Source organism: Haloarcula sp. NS06 (genome assembly GCF_051122755.1).
In the GTDB taxonomy this organism is placed as follows: domain Archaea; phylum Halobacteriota; class Halobacteria; order Halobacteriales; family Haloarculaceae; genus Haloarcula.
The window spans coordinates 1,178,072-1,195,328 of the sequence record NZ_CP184844.1 but is presented as its reverse complement, the minus strand read 5'-3'; the positions used below and the strand labels follow the sequence as shown (position 1 = coordinate 1,195,328).

Annotated in this window: 17 protein-coding genes and 1 pseudogene; 13 read left to right on the top strand and 5 right to left on the bottom strand. The window is 62.6% G+C overall.

What is annotated here, in order from left to right; genetic code table 11:
- Positions 1-114: 114 nt before the first annotated feature.
- The 3 genes from ACODNH_RS09925 to ACODNH_RS09915 all read left to right on the top strand — a co-directional run bounded on the left by ACODNH_RS09925 (position 115) and on the right by ACODNH_RS09915 (position 1,180).
- Positions 115-429: a hypothetical protein gene (locus tag ACODNH_RS09925; RefSeq protein WP_434531311.1), complete on the top strand. Its 315-nt coding sequence runs from the start codon at positions 115-117 to the stop codon at positions 427-429.
- 30 nt (positions 430-459) lie between these two features.
- Complete coding sequence (locus tag ACODNH_RS09920; RefSeq protein WP_306709836.1) at positions 460-873, top strand: SRPBCC family protein; 414 nt, start codon at positions 460-462, stop codon at positions 871-873.
- A gap of 100 nt (positions 874-973) precedes the next feature.
- Complete coding sequence (locus tag ACODNH_RS09915) at positions 974-1,180, top strand: hypothetical protein (RefSeq protein ID WP_434531310.1); 207 nt, start codon at positions 974-976, stop codon at positions 1,178-1,180.
- Here the strand turns inward: ACODNH_RS09915 and ACODNH_RS09910 are convergent.
- A complete protein-coding gene (locus ACODNH_RS09910; protein WP_434531309.1) occupies positions 1,177-2,451 on the bottom strand; it encodes a CobW family GTP-binding protein in 1,275 nt (424 codons plus the stop codon). The two genes, ACODNH_RS09915 and ACODNH_RS09910, sit on opposite strands and share 4 nt — an antisense overlap.
- A 53-nt stretch (positions 2,452-2,504) precedes the next feature.
- Here ACODNH_RS09910 and tnpC point away from each other — a divergent pair, with 53 nt between their 5' ends.
- The 4 genes from tnpC (at position 2,505) to ACODNH_RS09890 (ending at position 7,500) form a co-directional block, all read left to right on the top strand.
- Positions 2,505-3,959, top strand: a complete 1,455-nt coding sequence (tnpC, locus tag ACODNH_RS09905) for an IS66 family transposase (RefSeq protein WP_434531308.1) — start codon at positions 2,505-2,507, stop codon at positions 3,957-3,959.
- 230 nt (positions 3,960-4,189) lie between these two features.
- Complete coding sequence (locus ACODNH_RS09900; protein ID WP_004517689.1) at positions 4,190-4,486, top strand: hypothetical protein; 297 nt, start codon at positions 4,190-4,192, stop codon at positions 4,484-4,486.
- Positions 4,486-5,460, top strand: coding sequence for an ArsA family ATPase (locus ACODNH_RS09895; RefSeq protein WP_434531307.1), 975 nt, complete (start codon positions 4,486-4,488; stop codon positions 5,458-5,460). Before ACODNH_RS09900 ends, ACODNH_RS09895 begins: the two co-directional genes overlap by 1 nt.
- A gap of 174 nt (positions 5,461-5,634) precedes the next feature.
- Positions 5,635-7,500, top strand: a complete 1,866-nt coding sequence (locus ACODNH_RS09890; protein WP_306709827.1) for a carbon starvation CstA family protein — start codon at positions 5,635-5,637, stop codon at positions 7,498-7,500.
- Between the two features lie 42 nt (positions 7,501-7,542).
- Here ACODNH_RS09890 and ACODNH_RS09885 read toward each other — a convergent pair whose 3' ends face one another.
- Positions 7,543-8,142 carry a DUF6517 family protein gene (locus ACODNH_RS09885; protein ID WP_306709825.1) on the bottom strand — a complete coding sequence of 200 codons (600 nt, stop codon included), beginning with the start codon at positions 8,140-8,142 and terminating at the stop codon, positions 7,543-7,545.
- Complete coding sequence (locus ACODNH_RS09880; protein ID WP_306709823.1) at positions 8,139-8,822, bottom strand: hypothetical protein; 684 nt, start codon at positions 8,820-8,822, stop codon at positions 8,139-8,141. The genes ACODNH_RS09885 and ACODNH_RS09880 overlap by 4 nt, the downstream gene beginning before the upstream one ends.
- A 176-nt stretch (positions 8,823-8,998) precedes the next feature.
- Between ACODNH_RS09880 and ACODNH_RS09875 the strand changes: the two are divergent.
- Positions 8,999-9,213 (top strand): annotated as a pseudogene (locus ACODNH_RS09875) (hypothetical protein).
- A 4-nt stretch (positions 9,214-9,217) separates the two neighbouring features.
- Here the strand turns inward: ACODNH_RS09875 and ACODNH_RS09870 are convergent.
- The gene (locus tag ACODNH_RS09870; RefSeq protein WP_306709819.1) at positions 9,218-10,417 is read right to left on the bottom strand and encodes an inorganic phosphate transporter; all 1,200 of its coding nucleotides are present in this window, start codon (positions 10,415-10,417) and stop codon (positions 9,218-9,220) included.
- A gap of 126 nt (positions 10,418-10,543) precedes the next feature.
- On the opposite strand from ACODNH_RS09870, the gene ACODNH_RS09865 reads away from it, so the two are divergent.
- Entirely contained in the window at positions 10,544-10,825 is a 282-nt protein-coding gene (locus tag ACODNH_RS09865; RefSeq protein ID WP_306709817.1) for a hypothetical protein, read from the top strand.
- Positions 10,826-11,018: 193 nt separating this feature from the next.
- Here the strand turns inward: ACODNH_RS09865 and ACODNH_RS09860 are convergent, their stop codons facing one another.
- Complete coding sequence (locus ACODNH_RS09860) at positions 11,019-11,717, bottom strand: DUF5828 family protein (RefSeq protein WP_151101502.1); 699 nt, start codon at positions 11,715-11,717, stop codon at positions 11,019-11,021.
- A gap of 257 nt (positions 11,718-11,974) precedes the next feature.
- Between ACODNH_RS09860 and ACODNH_RS09855 the strand changes: the two genes are divergently transcribed.
- From ACODNH_RS09855 to ACODNH_RS09840, 4 genes are all read left to right on the top strand, one after another.
- Complete coding sequence (locus ACODNH_RS09855) at positions 11,975-12,667, top strand: type 1 glutamine amidotransferase domain-containing protein (RefSeq protein ID WP_306709814.1); 693 nt, start codon at positions 11,975-11,977, stop codon at positions 12,665-12,667.
- Positions 12,668-12,866: 199 nt separating this feature from the next.
- Positions 12,867-13,907 carry a TAXI family TRAP transporter solute-binding subunit gene (locus tag ACODNH_RS09850; RefSeq protein ID WP_434531306.1) on the top strand — a complete coding sequence of 347 codons (1,041 nt, stop codon included), beginning with the start codon at positions 12,867-12,869 and terminating at the stop codon, positions 13,905-13,907.
- Between the two features lie 61 nt (positions 13,908-13,968).
- The gene (locus ACODNH_RS09845; RefSeq protein ID WP_306709810.1) at positions 13,969-14,457 is read left to right on the top strand and encodes a DUF1850 domain-containing protein; all 489 of its coding nucleotides are present in this window, start codon (positions 13,969-13,971) and stop codon (positions 14,455-14,457) included.
- The gene (locus tag ACODNH_RS09840; protein WP_434531305.1) at positions 14,454-17,255 is read left to right on the top strand and encodes a TRAP transporter permease; all 2,802 of its coding nucleotides are present in this window, start codon (positions 14,454-14,456) and stop codon (positions 17,253-17,255) included. Before ACODNH_RS09845 ends, ACODNH_RS09840 begins: the two co-directional genes overlap by 4 nt.
- Positions 17,256-17,257: the final 2 nt, after the last annotated feature.

Genomic DNA, 17,257 nt, shown 5'->3' with positions numbered 1-17,257 from the left:
CACGAACGGGACTCCCCTTAGCTCTTTGGCAGTCCCCGGTGCGTTCGCTCCGCTAACTCTAGCCGGGCGCGGCCAAGTCGCGCAACTAAACACATTCGGAGCCTAACACAACACATGAAGATTCCAAATCGCCATGGGGATCCGGTTGACCCGGTCCCGTTTCTCGTCTGCACCGCGACGGCGGTGATGTTGCTGTTCTCCGTCGGCCCGCTGTACGGCCTCGCCTACGGGCTTCCGGTGTGGGCCGGTCTGATCGTTTCGACAGCCGGGACCGTCGCTGTCGCCGCCGTTTCGTATCACCGACTGGTCTGGACTGCGCCGCCGCCCTCGGTACAGATCGCCCCGGAGCTTCGCTTTCAGCGCCTCATCTACATCGGCGTCGGCTTCGCTGTGTTGCTGGTCGGCGTCTCGGCTCCGCTGGCCCTGTGATTTACTACCCCGGTCCGCATGTGGACTGGTATGCGCGAGGTCGAACGCTCTCGGTTCGTGATGGCACGGCCGCCGGCTGTCCACCGCACGCTCTCGCCGGAGGCGGTCGTGGCGGCGGAGGGGACGTTCACGGTGACGGCTGTCGAGGAAACAGAGACTGGAACGCTCGTCACCGCCGCTGGCCCGGGGATGTCAGTGCCGCTGCGCTTCGAGTCGCGGGACGACGGACTCCGGTACACCGCTGAGGGCGAGGTCGGTCCGTTCGACCATCTGGAGACCCGGATTACTGTCGTACCGGAGGAGAACGGCTCTCGGGTCACGATGCGGTCGACCGTCTCGCTGAACCTGCCGCTCCCTTTTGCCGACCGCATCGCCGCCTGGAAGCGCGGCAACGAAATAGAGCGAGCTATCGAGGAACTGGCGGCGGATGTGCCCGGGGGCTGAATCGGCCGATGCCGCTCCTGTCCGGCCGGTTTATTGATGCCCGTGAGACAACTGCGCACAACCACGGTACGTTTAGTAGCTCTAATCTACACATACAACCATGAGCATCCTCGACAGCGTCAAGGAGGCACTCACCTCACAGCCGGAGACGAAGTCCCGCCCCGACGATGGGTCGAAAGGGGCGTACTGGTGTGACGACTGCAGCGTTCGCATCAGGGATGTCGAACTGGAGGGCGAGCCGGTCTGTCCGGACTGTGGCGAGGAGATGCGCTTCGAGCGCGCGGCCGGTCGTGACTGCGCCTGTTAGGGGCTCCGTATCACCGTCTCCTCGCCCTGTTCCGTCGGGAACGGACCTGTGACCCCCTCGTTCTCGGTCCATTCTTCATCTGTCACCAGCGCGTCGTCCAGCGCTGTCCGAAGAGTGTTTTCGTCGTAGTTAGTTCCGATGAACACCAGTTCCGTTCGACGGTCGCCGTGCTCGTCGTGCCAGTCAAGTTCCGGCCGGTTCGAGCGGTACATATCCTGCTCAATTTCAGGGAGACTCGCAATCCAGGGGCCCTGTGCTTCCGCCCGTATCGAAGGACCGGCCTGGCCGATGACCACCCGTACCTCAGTGCCTGCCAGCCAGACGGTCCCCTTCGAGCGGACGACACCCGGCGGCAGGTCCCGCAGCACGTCGGCGAGTCGGTCGGGGTGGAACGGCCGACGGCGGCGGTACGTGAAGGAGGTGACGCCGTACACCTCCTCGGGATGATGGTGGCCGTCGTGCTCGTGACCGTTGTCGCCCTCATGGGAATCAGTTTCGTGGCTGTGGTTGTCGCCGCCGTGTTCGGCTCCGGCCAGGGCTCGCTTCCAGCCCGGCAAGTCGTTGATTTCGGTCTGGTCGAACAGGCCGCGGTCGAACAGCCGGTCGGGGTCCAGCTGTGAGAAGGTCGTTCGGATGGTCTCGGCGTCGGGCTGGAGCGCCCGCACCAGCTCCTCGGCTTCGTCCAGCTCCCCGTCCGTACAGAGGTCCGTCTTGTTCATCACGACAAGGTTCGACAGCTCGACCTGTTCGACCATCAGGTCCGAGAGCGGGCGGTCGGCGTCGTCGGCCGCTGTGTCGTCGCTGTCTCCACCGGTGTTCGCTTCCACGACCCCCCGGCGCTCGGGCGTCTCGCCGGCGAAGGAATCGAGAAACAATCGCGTATCCAGCACCGTCACGAGCGTGTCGACCCGATACAGCGCAGCCACGCGCGATTCGGTGGTGAACAGCCGCGCCACGGGCGCTGGCTCGGAGATGCCGGAGGACTCGACGACGAGCGCGTCGAAGTCGCGGTCGTTCGCCAACCGGACGACTGCCGTTTCGAGGTCGTCCTGTAGCTCACAGCAGATACAGCCGTTGGATAGCTCCGCGACCCCGTCGTCCACATCGAGTTCGGACCCCTCGGCGATGAGTTCCGCGTCGACGTTGACGGTTCCCATGTCGTTGACGAGGACGGCGATGTCGCGGTCACCGGCCTCAGTCAGCAGATGGTTCAGTAGCGTCGTCTTCCCGGCCCCGAGGCTGCCGGAGAGGTAGTTGGATAGCAGTTCCATGCTGAGACGATTTCGTAGCAGTCTCATAGATCGTTCACCAGTACTGAACTACTGTGTCGCTGGGGAGTCGCGGATCAACGGAATCAATAGATTCCGTGATCCGCACCGACGATAGTTCGCTACTCCGCCAGGAGCTCGTAATCGAAAAGCTCGAGAACCGGCTTCTACGACGCCAGATTACTGCACAACAACAAGAGATCGAACAGCTTGAGGCTCGCCTCAAGCAGTACGAAAACCCAAACACACCACCCAGTAAACAGGGCGGTGCGGGTAATTCACCAGGCGATGACGGCCAAACCAAGGACGAAGACGAGGAATCTGATGAAGACGACGCTGGCGGCGATTCTGACGCCGCCAGCGACTCATCGCCTGGACGCAGTGAAGGTCACGAGGGAACTACTCGAACAGCACCTGAACCAGAAGAGACGATCCACGTCGATCAGGGATTCTGTCCAGACTGTGAGCAAACCCTTTCTAGCCCTGATAGCTACATTTCACGGACTATTATCGACGTACCGCTTCCCGTTCCAACTACTGTTACCGAGTACAAACTCGGCAAACACCACTGCTCCTGTGGAAACGAGGTCGTTGCTGAACATCCTGACTGTCCCGAAAAGGGGCGGTTTGGGCCAAATATCATGGCCCAAACCGCCCTCGGTCGGTTCCATCAACGACTGCCGAACCGGAAACAGGCCGAGCTGTTTGACTGGGAGCTCGATCTTCCGATCTCCCACCGGACGATCTACAACATGACCAAGCGGGTCGCAGACCGGCTGCGACCCGCATACGACGACGTTAAAGAGAAGATTCGGGAGAGTGAGGTCGTTTACTGTGACGAAACAGGCTTTCCGGTTGATGGAGAACAACACTGGGCGTGGACGTTCGTCACTGATGACGAAGTGCTGTTCTGGGTTGATGAGAGCCGTGGAAGTCAGGTCTTAGAGGACGTCCTCGGCGAGGAATTCGCCGAGGACTCGACGCTCAGTTGCGACGGCTGGTCAGCATACTCGAGTTACCACACCAAACTTCAGCGGTGCTGGGCTCATCTGTTGCGAGAAGCCGAGTACGTCGCTGAACGGCACGAGGAAGCAGAGCGGCTATCTGGGGAGTTACACACACTCCACGACGATCTAACGACATTCGTCGGCGAAGAGCCGTCCGCTTCCGCCCGCAAGCAGAAGCGGGCGGAAGCGTCGTTGCACTTGGAGGGCCTGATTAGGGAAGATTACGAGGCTCGAGAGGTTCAGAAGCTGATCAAGAAGATCAGCAACGGGTTGGGTCACTGGCTTACGTTCGTGACTGAGCCGGATGTCGATTCGACGAATAATCGCGCAGAGCGGGCTCTGCGCGAGCAAGTAGTCCTTCGGAAGATGTTTCGGACCCTTCGGTCGGCGGAAGGGGTCCAGATTCACGAGACGATAACAACGATGCTGGCGACATGGAAGCGGAGAGGACTTGATCCACCAGAACAGCTCCAGTCAATTCTCGGTGGGAGAGAGCTCAAGTAAGGACGAGAGGCATCACTGAGCGGTAACTCTTGGTCCTGCTATCCAACTACCCGGAGAGAATCGTGACGGGAATGGTGTCGCGCATACCTCCCGTTGTGGGCAGGCTCCCTTCAAATCGCGCCTTGTTTCCGGTGGTCAAACACGACCGCTGTCGCGCTACAGCGCGTGGGCACTGTCGACGGGGAACTGCGACAGCTTTTACTCCGTGCCTCTCGCACACACGACCCACGATGGAACTGGCCGACCGAATCGAGCGCTTTCGCCGGACGCTACGGGAGTGGGCCCGTGGACTGTACCACGGCATGATAACGCACCCGGCCTATGAGAAAATCGAGAAGGAGGCCGAGGACACCGAAGACGCGTTCATGCTGGCCTGTTTCCCCGATGCCTTCGGCATCCCGTCGCCGGTGTCGTACTACACCGCCGAACTGCTGCCGTACCTCGAAGACACCTTCGAGGCCTGGGAGCGGCGGCTGTGGGACCGGGGCTCGTACATCGAACGCAAAGGCCAGCAGTACCACTTCTGATGGAGCCGTTCGTCTTCTTCGGCGGCAAGGGCGGGGTCGGCAAGACAACCGTCTCCTGTGCCTACGGAGTGAAATCCGCGCGAGTCGGCCTTGATACGCTCGTCGTCTCGACGGATCCGGCCCACTCCGTCTCGGATGTGTTCGATCAGCAGTTCAGCGACGACCCGGAATCCGTCGAGGGTATTGATGGCCTCGACGCGATGGAGATCGACCCCGAAACCGAGACGCAGCGCCACCTCGACGGCATCCGAAACGACCTCTCCGAGCAGGTGTCGGCGGCGATGGTCAACGAAATCAACCAGCAGCTAGAGATGGCCCACCAGACGCCAGGGGCCTACGAGTCGGCGCTGTTCGACCGCTTCGTCGACGTGATGCGCAACGCCGACCCGTACGACCGGGTGGTCTTCGACACCTCGCCGACCGGCAGCACGCTCCGCTTGCTCGGTCTGCCGGAGTTCCTTGAAGGGTGGATCGACCGACTGATGCACAAACGCGAGAAGAGCATCGACCTCTTCGAGAAGGCCGCCATCGGCAACAACGAGCCACGGCGCGTGATGGACGGCGACCCGGTACTCGCCCGCCTGCAGGACCGTAAGGAGTTCTTCGAGTTCGCCGGCGGCGCGCTTCAGGCCGACGCCGCCTTCTTCCTCGTGCTCAACCCCGACCAGCTCTCGGTCAATGAGACACGGCGCGCCATCGCCGAGATGCGCGAGCGCGACCTCTCGGTTCGGGGGCTCGTCGCGAACAAGCTCACGCCCGAACCGGACCCCGACGAGGCAGGTCGTGGGGCCCGGTATCTCCGGGACCGCGTCGCCACCGAGAACGAGCGGCTACAGGAGGTCCGTGAGACGCTCGACCCGCCGTTAGTCGCGGAAATCACGACCCGTACGGCGGAGGTGAAAGGCAACCTGCTCGATGATGTCGCTGCTGAACTCGATGTCGAAACGGACGCCGAGGTGCCCACGTTCGTCTGAATCACCGACCGCCGCTCATGTGTGGGCCGCGCATAACCGATAAGTAATCGGATATTGGATTTTTCGTTGACAGCCGGAGCTGTGTGCCCGAGCGGGTTCTGACGGACTTGAGAAGTATAAGAAATATATAATAACTATTAATAGCTTGATGTTGGTTACCATTCATGCATATCCATGACACAGGTAATCTGGATCGTCCTGGCAGTACTGGTGACGTTCAGCGTGGGGTATCTGGGGTATTCGAAGTACCTCGCGCGGTTCCTCGAACTCGATAACGACAACGAGACACCGGCACACAAGTACGAAGACGGGCAGGAATACGTCCCGTCGAAGAAACCGGTGTTGCTGGGTCACCACTACTCCAGTATCGCGGGTGGGGCACCAATTGTCGGACCGATTACTGCGGGGGCCATCTGGGGATGGGTTCCCGCACTGCTGTGGATCGCCATCGGCAACCCGCTGATGGGCAGCGTCCACGACTTCGTCTCGCTGTCGGGGTCACTCCGACACGAGGGGAAGTCCATCGGCTACATCGTCGGTGAGTATGTCGGCGAGGGCGGGAAGAACATGCTCCTGTGGTTCGCGTTCCTGACGATTATCCTCGTCGTCGCAGTGTTTGCGCTGGTGGTCGGGATCGTGTTCAACGCCTATCCCGAGGTGGTGACGGCGTCGATGGTCTACATTGCTCTCGCGCTGGCGTTTGGCGTGTACCTCTACCAGCTCAACGGCCCGTTCATCCCGGGGACAGTCCTGTTCGTTGCAGGCGTTTTCGCCGGCGTCTTCGCCGGGATTCAGTTCCCGATTGCCCTGTTCGAGCCGACGGCCGAACGGACCGCGGAGATGTCCGTCATCGTGTTGCTGGGTGGGAGCGGTTCCTGGGTGCCTGGCGCGAGCGCACTGGGCGGCAACACTGCGGCGTGGATCCCGGTCATCATGGCCTACGCCGCCGTCGCCAGCGCGCTCCCGGTGTGGGTGTTGCTCCAGCCGCGTGACTACCTCTCCTCGTTCTTGCTGTACACCGGCGTCGGCGGCGCGCTGCTCGCCATTATCGTCGGAACCATCCTCGGCTCGTCGAGCCAGCCGCTGGTCATCGACAGTTCGCTGGGTGCGTTCAACGGCTTCTGGGGTGTCGAAGGTGCGGGCCTGTACCCGCTGTTCCCACTGCTGTTCATTACTATCGCCTGTGGAACCATCAGCGGTTTCCACTCGCTGGTCTCCTCCGGGACGACGGCGAAGCAACTCGATAAGGAGACCGACGCCCGCCTCATCGGCTACGGCGGGATGCTGGGCGAGGGCCTGCTCGCGGCCGTCGCGCTGTCGACGCTCGCAGTCGCCGGCTTCCCCGACCCCGCGGGCGGTATCGGCGCGGCGCTGCCGAACTTCGCGACCGGTGGTGGCATTATCCTGACGAGCCTCGGCCTCCCACAGAGCTTTGGCGCACCGTTCATGGCACTCGTCCTCGTGAGCTTCCTGCTTACGTCTACTGACACGGCTGTCCGACTCGGCCGCTACATGATGGAAGAAATCGTCGGCCTGCCGGCCGGTCAGACGTCGAGCGGGCTCAATGTGGGCGGTGGCATCCGTTCAACGCTGGGTGAACTCGGCCGCGGCCGGTACACGAACCCGATTATCCAGTGTGGCCTCGCGTACGTGATGGTCGTCTCCGGCCAGTGGGTCGTCCTGTGGGCGCTGTTCGGTGGCGCGAACCAGCTACTGGCCGCGCTCGCACTACTGACCGGGACGGTCTGGCTGGCTAACTGGGACAAGAGCAAACAGCTGTACTCCACCGGAGTTCCGATGGCGATCATGGTGGCGATAACCGTGCTCGGCCTCGGCTGGCTCGCGTTCTACCAGAACATCTACCAGACGATTATCGTGGGCGGTGCGAGCGGTGTGCAACTGTTCGCAACGATTATCCAGACGCTTCTGGCACTGACCCTCATCGGCCTCGCTCTGGCGCTGGTCAAGAAGGGATACGACAACATCAGCACCGTCCGCGAGAGCTACGGCGGCGGTGCCGTCGAACCGAGCGACGACTGACACCGCGACTCCGTTTTCGTTTTTTACCGTCGATAGCGACAGTTACACGTCCCGTGTGACCACGCCGAACGGCGGCGCGTCGTCGTCCGAGACAGTCGCTATCGCCGTCACCGCGTCTTCGCCGGCACGGACGCGAACCCGCGCGAGCTTCCGCTCGCTGTCGTCGACCGTTGCCGTCGCTGTCGTCCGCGTCGTTTCGGTCCCGAGAAGCGTCTCTGCGCCGCGTTCGCGCCACTCCGAAACGGTGTCCACATCGGTACCCATCGCAAGCGAAACGATCCGGGCGCTGTCCACCGCTGTCAGCGGGTCACGGACGACCTCGGGCTGGTCGACGACTCGCACGGCCGGGGCGGTCAGGAGGCCAAACCGACCTCCGGTTGCTGACTCGTACACGCGCTGGAAAACCGTCGCAATCACGTCTTGCCGCGACGTTAGCTCCACGTCCCCGGAGAAATCGACGGTCACCGTCGTCTCGATGGTGCGGCTATCCTCGGCAACGAGTGAGTAGCCGCTGGACTCGGGGAGCACTGCCGGCGCGGCCGCGCTGGCTTCGATAGCCTCGCGCTCCTCCGGCAGGACGCTACAGCCGGCCAGCGTCGCCACACAGCCGACGACGAAGCCGCGCCGAGTCGGGAGCGTCATTTCCAGAACCGCTTTGCGAGTCGCGACAGCATCCCTTCCTCGGACTGGGTCACGTCTTCCCAGAGGACGAACGCTTCGACCACGTCAGCGGCTTCGCCAGCAACAGCCTCCTGCTTGTCCGGCACGACGACGCCCAGATTGACCTCGTAGTGACCGTAGTAGCCGTATTTCAGTAGCGTGCGCTCGCGCTGGCCCTCAACGAACGACCGAACCTCGTCGGGTAGCTCGTCGGCGACGAGGACGAACGTGAAGTCAGTTCGGTAGTGCTCTTCGTTCGGCGTGACCCGTTTGTCGGCCAGGTCGTGGCCGAGTTCGACCAGCCGCTTCAGTTCGCCGACTGTCGGCCGCTCGACGCGGCGGGCGTAAAGGTACTCCTCGGACTCGTGGTCGCCGTAGGACAGTGCTGGGTGGAAGAACTGTTTCTGATTGAGAACCCGCATCTCGCCGTAGAGGTCCCAGCGCTCGCCCCGGAGCCGGTGGTCCCGTTCCAGCGTATAGTTGTACATCAGGCGGTCGCTCACCCGGTCGAAGTAGGGATCGTCCGTCCAGTGTGGGACTTCCTCGATGATTTCGTCGGGAAGCTCCGACTTCGGGACTGCACCAGTCATGGGGTCCTCCCAGTTGTCCGCACCGTAGTCAGCTGACTCCTCGCCTGATTCGGACTCGGCTTCCTCGCTCATCGTGGTGAGTCACGTAGGCGTTCAGTTCGTACTGGTCCCCTGCCGCGGTAGGTCATACCATGGCGATGCCGTGTCGGGGTCTTAAGCGCGTCGGTCAGCCGACGGTCGTCCATTGGCCGTACACGACCGCCGCGGCAGGTTTTTGCTGCTGGCCGTTCAATTGCTCACCAACAATCATGGCGAAAGACACCGAGGCCTGCGGCCGGTGCTCGATGAGCGTCGTTGTCGACGCCGTTGACGAGAATGCGGGGAAAAACCTCACGACCCCTTCGGAGACGATCGAATTGAGGTCGACCAGCGGGACATCGAGCGCGTCTCGCCTGAGGCCTGGATGGGCCGTCTTTCGACCAGAGTGAATGAGGTCGTCAGTCGCTACGTCTGGGGTCGCTGACCGATCAGAGCACCGCGTCGATGATCCAGAAGAGTCCGTAGCTCAGCGCGAACGCCAGCGCTAGCGAGCCGATCCAGGCAAGTACTGTTTTCCCCATCTTTTCCCGACTGACCTCGCCACCGCCGGCGGCCGCGCCAGAGCCGACGATAGCAGAGACGATAATCTCGTTGAACGACACCGGGATGCCGAAGAAGACGGCCGCCTGCGCGATGATGAAGCTCGGAATCAACGCGCCGATAGAACGCCGCGGCCCGAGCGAGGAGTAGTCCTGTGCCAGCGCCTTTATCATCCGCGGTGCGCCCGTCCAGGACCCAACGAGGAGGCCGAGGCCGCCGAACAACAGGATACCGGTGATGGGAATGGCGGCTGTCGGTCCTTCTCCGAGCAGCGGGACCAGCGGTCCCAGCGCCAGGCCGACCTGGCTCCCGCCGGCGGAGAAGGCCACGAGCCCGCCCATCACCAGCAGGAAGTGCCGCTGCCCGGCGGCCGCGTCCGCCCTGATATCTAGGTACAGCAGTCCCCCCGCGAGTACCCCGATGAGGAGCGTTGCGGCGACCATCGAGGGGAGTATCGGCGTCCCAACAGCCCGTGCGATGGCACGGGCGACCGACGCCTGCTCACTGCCCGGTGCCAGCAGCACGAACTCGATATTCGCCAGAATCACACCGACCAGCCCCCCCAGCAGTGGCACGAGCCGTTCCTCGGTCGTGGCTTCGTGCCGGAGCGACCATGCTGTCACGAAGGCGACCGACCCGCCGAAGAAGGGGGTCAGGACCCACAGCGAGACGATTTCGATGTACTTTGCCGTCGCCGGCTGGCCGCCCATCGCCAGCCCGACGCCGACGACCGCGCCGGTAACGGTAAACGCCGTCGCGATGGGGTAGCCGGTGAAAATCCCGACGGCGACCAGCACCGCTGCGGTGAGGAGGGCAACGATAGCGGCGATAGCCGAGAGACCGCCACCGCTCGGGAACAGGACGAGTTCGCTCCCGACGGCCTCTGTGACGTTGGCCCCCTGCAGGACCGCACCGGCCAGTCCGAGGATGCCGACAAAGAACCCGGCCCGCATCACCGAAATCGCGTTCGCCCCGACGGCCGGTGCGAACGGCGTGGACCCGGACGACCCAGCACCGATGGCCCAGGCCATAAACAGACTCGCGGCTGACGCGACAACAAGCGTCGCAATCGTACTCGTCGCGACCATCTGTCACGGCGTTTGCCCCGCCCTGCAATGAGCCTACCGTTCGCGCGCCCCTGTGAGGCCGACTATCGACTCGGGAACGGGCGTCACGGGCAAACGTTCAGGTGGTAGCGCGTGGTTCGGTCCCGTATGTCCGCCACTGAAGAGACTGTCCGCGTCTGGCTGGTCGAACGAACCTACTCCGACGACGAACAGAACCTCATCATTCTCACGTACGCGACGCCCGACGGCGAACAGTACTTCCGCAAGGAGCGGGCGCTGACCTCGTTCTCTGATGTGCGGGAGACCACGGCCGCCGTCGATGCTGACCCGGACAACCTCGGGTCCGTCGACGACCCGGACCTGCAGGCGCAGTACGAGGCTGAGGCGACACGGATGGCCGAGAAACACGACCCCGACGACGCTATCTAACCGTCTGTGTGGCCATGCTCGTGCTTCGTTCGCCTTCCCTCTCGGACGCAAAATAGATGCCGGCGGCAGGAACGCCGCCTTAGTTCGTTTTTGCGTCGACGATGCTGGAAGCCGATGCCGCTCGCCCAGCGGCGAGCTTAGTTCGTCTTCGCCTCTCGGACACAAAATCGATGCCGGCGGCAGGAACGCCGCCTTAGTTCGTTTTTGCGTCCGTCTCGTCCCCCGTCTCGACCGCATCAACACCCTCAGCGGCCTCGACAGCCTCGGTGACCTTCTCGGTATCGACGTGCCAGCGGTCGACGGCCTGCTCGAAGTCAGCGAGCTTGTTCGAGACGCGCATCTTCAGGTCGTCGTCGTTGACGTTGACCTCGAAGACGTACTCGGGACGGTCGCCGTCACCGACGCGGCGGAGGTTCGCGCTGATAAGGTCGTTGTCGAAATAGTAGGGCGCGATCTGTGTCATCACGTTGCGATAGACGGTGTCCTCGACCTTTCGCAGGGCCTTCCGGCTGGCGGAGTCGGCCGCGCGGGCCACGTAGTCGACGGACTCGCTCCAGCGCTCCATCGCCTCGTCCGGTTCGTCGAGGTTCTCGTAGGACTCGCTGAGTTTCTCGCCAGCGGTCTGGAGGTCCTCATCCGGCCCCTTGCCGGCCTGTTCCCCCTTGCCCTCGTCGACGCTTGCTTGGTCAGCGGTTTTTTCGTTGACGTCCTCGTCCAGTCGTTCGTGGCTCTTGGGTCGCCACTCGTCGAACTCACTGAGGGCGTCCTCGTCGACGGCTTCGCCCGAAGCGATGTCTTTCAGCGCTTGTGTGATGCGCTCGCCGTGCTCGACGATGTCGACCCAGCCGCCTTTCGTCTTGAATCCTGAAACGCTCTCTTCGATGTCTGCCATGGTATAATAGATCGGTCTATGACAGCCGCGGGACCTGCTGCAGTGGGCTGTCCATCTGTACACAGCGGATTGCTGCTCAGTGGGGTTAAACGTTTCCGCCGTGACGGCAGCCGTGATACTCTCCCACCAGTCCCCTCCCGGCCCTCGATATCAACACGTAGACGACGTATTTCTACTGGATAACCGCCTGCTTGTTCGCCCCACTTCGCTCAACACCGAACGGCCGCTTATAAGGATTGCACGCGAATAGTAGTTTGATGACATCCGCACTATTCGTCGTAAGTGAACACGGGTACTGGGGCGAAGAATGTATCGAGCCGCTGACGACCCTCACAGAGGCCGGTCTGGATATCACGGTGGCGACACCGACTGGCGAGCCGCCGGTGCTTGACGAACGTTCCGTCGACCCCGAAGAAGTCGGCGAAGACCTCTCGGAGCACGTTCGAGAGGTCCACGAGACCGACGAGCGCCTGAACAACCCCATTCCGCTGGCACAGGCTGACGCCGAGGACTACGACACCGTCGTGTTCCCCGGCGGCCACGGCGCGGAGTGGGACGTCACGCAGGATGTTCACGCCCGCGAACTGCTGCGCGAGAGCGTCGCCGGCGACGACGGGAAGGCCCTCGTCGTCTGTCACACAGTCGGGATTCTGGCCTTCACCCGCGATACCGACGGCGAGTTCCTCGCTGACGGCCGCTCCGTCACTGGCTTCCCGAACGCCTGGGAGGAGGGCATCGTCGACGAGAACGACCTGCTCCCCGACGGCCGCAAGCTCCCGTACTGGGTCGAAGACGAAGTGAAGGCCATCGGTGCGGACTGGGATGCCGAACTCGATGCTGACACCAGCGTCACGGTCGACGGTGACCTCATCACGGCTCGTGGCCCGCCGTCGTCGGCTGCGGCCGCCCGGACGCTCCTCGACGAACTCGGTATCGAGACGTCGGCGTGACGACCGGACGCCCACCGACCACTGACACACATCAATTCAGCTGAATTTCTCGGAGCCGAGTATGTCCGGCCTGGGTATGTTTTCTCACCCAGTCGCCGTCCCGGAGAACACAGTGGCATACGATATCGCACAATATAGTCAAATAACGACTGTGTACTAGCTAACCTTCTTGAAGCCCCCGTGTGACGTAGACATACGTATGACTAACAACTCCACACGCAGGCGGTTCCTCAAGACAGCAGGCGTTGCAGGTGTCGCAGCTCTCGCCGGTTGTGGCGGCGGCGACGGCGGCGATGGCGGCGACGGCGAAATGACAGAGGGCGACGGCGAGATGACTGAAGGTGACGGTGGCATGACCGAAGGCGAGATGACCGAAGGCGATATGGAAACCCGCCTCTCGTGGCACGCTGGCGGCACCGGTGGAACCTACTTCCCGCTCTCGAACGAGTTCAAGACGGTCGTAGAGGACAACACGGACTTCACGCTGAACGTCCAGTCGACCGGTGCGAGCGTCGAAAATGTCGGTAGTCTCGCCAGCGGCGACGCCGACTTCGCGCTCATCCAGAACGACATCGCCTCGTTCGCGAAGAACGGCACTGGCATTGATGCGTTCCAGGACAACGCCGTCGAGAACCTCCAAGGCGTTGCGACCCTGTACCCGGAGACCATCACAGTCGTTACCCTCGCGGACACGGGCATCACGCAGCTCTCTGACCTCGAAGGGGCGACGATCAACACTGGCGACCTCGGGAGCGGAACCCAGGTCAACGCGAACCAGATTCTGGAGTCAGTCGGTATCTCCGATTACAACGAGCAGAACGCCTCATTCTCTCAGGCCGCCGATCAGCTCCGGAACGGCGATATCGACGCTGCGTTCGTCGTCGGTGGCTGGCCGGTTGGCGCAATCGAGGACCTCGCGAACACCAACGACCTCGTCATCGTCCCCATCTCCGGCGACAACCGTGCCGCAGCGAAGGAGGACGCCTCCTGGTTCGCTGACGACACCATCCCTGCCGACACCTACACCGGCGTCGACGAGGCTGTCGAAACAATCGCTGTGCAGGCGATGATTGCGACGAACGCCGAACAGCCCGAAGGGACGGTCGAATCGGTCACCGGCGCTATCTTCGACAACGTCGACGACCTCTCTATCAAGACAGACTTCATCAGCGCGGACTCCGCACAGGACGGGATGTCCATCGAACTCCACCCTGGCGCAGCGGCCTACTTCGACGCATAACGTCGCCGGCTGACGCCATCCGTATCGTTAACTAACCACCTTCTATTACTCACCAACTGGAATGAGACGACGATACGTCGCTATCGCGGTGCTCGTTGCCCTCCTCCTCATCGGGACTGTAGCAGCGCTCCCCGGCGGACGTGCACTGGTCGTTGAAGACGCCGAGACCGGTGAGCAGTATCTAACGGCCCCGGTCGAAGACGGTACGACCGTGGCGCTGGAATACATGCATAGTGTCGAAAAAACGCGCGTCTACGACGAGTACACGGTCCGTGGTGACCACCTCGAGATGACCCGCATGGAGTTCGAATCGTTCGGCTGGGGGCTCCCGAGCCGAGCCAACGTCACCCGCGAGGACGGAATGTACGTGTTCGACCCGCCGGGCAACTACACGCGGGTGACAGTCTCTCCCGGTGATGTTGCAGGACATAAACTTCACGTCGGAGCCGAAACCTACGACTTGGTAGCCCGCACCAACGGCCGCTCGGTCCACCTCTACGTGACCCAGCGCTCGGCGTTCGGTGCTGCGACAGACCAGCTCAACACATGACTGAAAACACACGATCTGACGACGGCGGGGAGGCCGTATCGGACGAGGAAGTCGACGAAGTACTGCAGGAGATCGAGCGGAAACGCTCGCTCACAGGCTGGGCAGTTGTCCTCGTTGCGCTCATCGGCATCTCGTTTTCAGTGTTTCAGATGTGGCTCGCGGCGAAAGGCTTCGTCCTCTCGCTCTCGCTCCCCGGCGTCGGTGATGTCGTGTTCGCGTCCCTGCAACTGCTCCAGATCAACGCCGTTCACGTCTCCTTTGGCCTCATTCTGACGTTCTTGCTGTATCCCGGCAGTACCGGTGACGGCCCACTTTCCCGGCGCTGTATCGCGCTCGGATCGCTGGTCGACGAGAAACTCGGTGCGGAGCACCCGGTCTCTCGTGTCGTTCACGCTATCGGGAGCGCCCTCGCCTGGGCGTTCCTCGACGCCGAAATGAACCGCGTGACGCCCTCGGATTTCGCCTTCATTGTCCTGTCGGTGCTGTCGGCCGCGTACTTCATCACTGACTTCAACGAGATCCAGCGCATGCGTGCGCTGGGTGTTCAACGTGGCCGCCCCATTCAGGAAGTATTCACCTTCTTGGAGCCGATAGCGGGCCTGCTCGGACCGCTCGCCGACACCTCCTACGCGTTCGTGCTGGGCGTGCTCGGCGTCCTGCTCGTCCTCGAAGCGACCCGCCGGGCGATCAGCCTCTGGCTGATGGTCATCGTCGCGGCCTTCGTCGTCTACGCCCGCTTCGGAGTCCTCATTCCACAGGACGCCGCCTACGTCGGCGTCCTCTCCATCCCGGAACTGTCCTGGCCCTCTATCATCCAGAACCTCTGGTACAACACGGAAAACGGGGTGTTCGGGATTCCGGTCACCGTCTCCGTGCAGTTCATCTACATCTTCATTCTTTTTGGCGCGTTCCTCGAGATGTCCGGCGCGGGACAGTGGTTCATCGACCTCGCGTACGGCGCGACGGGGACGCGGAAGGGCGGCCCCGCGAAGGCATCCATTCTCGCCAGCGGCTTCATGGGGACCATCTCGGGTTCGTCCATCGCCAACACGGTGACGACCGGTGCGTTCACGATTCCGCTGATGAAGCGGTCGGGCTACTCGCCGGAGTTCTCCGGCGGTGTCGAGGCCTCTGCCTCATCGGGTGGTCAAATTCTCCCTCCGGTGATGGGGGCCGCCGCATTCCTCATTGTCCAGTACACGGCAACGCCGTTCGCTGACGTCATCGTCGTCGCCACGATTCCCGCTATCGTCTTCTTCTTCGGCGTCTGGGTAATGGTCCACTTCGAGGCGGTCAAGGAGAACATCGGTGGTCTCGACCCCTCCGAACTGGTCAACCTCCGGAGTCACTTCAAAAGCGGGTGGTTCTACCTCGTCCCGCTGGGCCTCCTGCTGTACTACCTCATCATCGAGCGGCTGTCGGTTGCCCGCTCGGCGTGGTTCACACTCATCGCTATCGGTGCGCTCATCGCACTTATCGCGGCTTACAGCGATGAGACGCGTGCCCGACTCGGCGCTATATTTGCGTCTCTCTTCGGGCTGACGACGCTCACGCAGTTCCTCACTGGGGAAGGAATCTTCGGGTACCTGTTCAATCGGTTTGTACAGACCACTACAGCGTTCCCGGCGCTGTTCGACCGTATTGATGGACTTGTTGCGGCAGACCTGACAACAGAGGGTGCGCTTGCACTCCCCGGTCCACAACCACTTGGCTCCGCGCTTTCGGCCACCCTCGGTAACGTCGGCACGCTGATGATTCTCGCCGGTGTCATCACGTTGATTACGCGGCCCCGACTCGACTCGCCGCTGCTGTCGTTCGACGGTGCTGTCGACGAAACCGCCGAAACGACCGCTGACGCTGCTGGTCGCCCAGATCTGGCATCGAACGGACTGTACAAGCTTGGCGTTTTCCTCGGGAAGTCGATGGAAAGCGGGGCCAGAACTGCGGTGCCGGTCGTCATCGCCGTCGCCGCTGCCGGTATCATCCCAGGCGTCATCAGCGTCTCCGGCCTCGGCCCGAACCTCGTCTCGCTCATCACGGCCGTCGCCGGCGGTTCGCTGGTCTTGCTGTTGCTCGTCACCGCGTTCTCCTCAATTATCCTTGGGATGGGGATGCCGACGACGGTAACCTACATTATCCTCGTCTCACTGCTCGCGCCGGCGCTGACCGAGTTCGGCGTCCCGCTGCTCGCGGCGCATCTGTTCATCCTCTATTTCGGCGTCATCGCCGACATCACGCCGCCGGTCGCCGTGGCTGCCTACGCCGCCTCCGGCGTCGCGAAGTCCGACGCCTTCGAGACCGGTATCGAGGCGTTCTCGCTCTCGCTCAACAAGGCTATCGTCCCGTTCGCGTTCATCGTTTCGCCGGGCATCATTCTGCTTCGGCGCAACCCTGATGCTGCTGACCTCAGTGTCGGGGACAAGTACCGGGTCGTCGGGACTGCGGATCTTCTCGATGTCGGTTACGCAATCCCCGAGATAGTGATACCCGTTATCGGTGTCTTCCTCGGCGTTATCGCGCTGGCCGCGACGGTCATCGGGTTCGCGTACGCGCCGGTCTCCCGAGGCGAGCGCGCGGCGTTCGCGTTCAGTTCGCTGCTCCTGATGGCTCCCGGTCTCGCGGTGTCCGGTGTGTACGACCTCCTCGGACTCGTCGGCATCGCCGGTGGCGAGATGACGGTGCTGCTCGACGTTGTGCTTCGCGGTATCGGCCTCGTTCTGTTCCTCTTCCTCATGGCGAAGAACCGCCAGCGCGGCGGTGACCCTGCGCGACAGTCTGGCACGGCTGAGCCGGCCTGAGT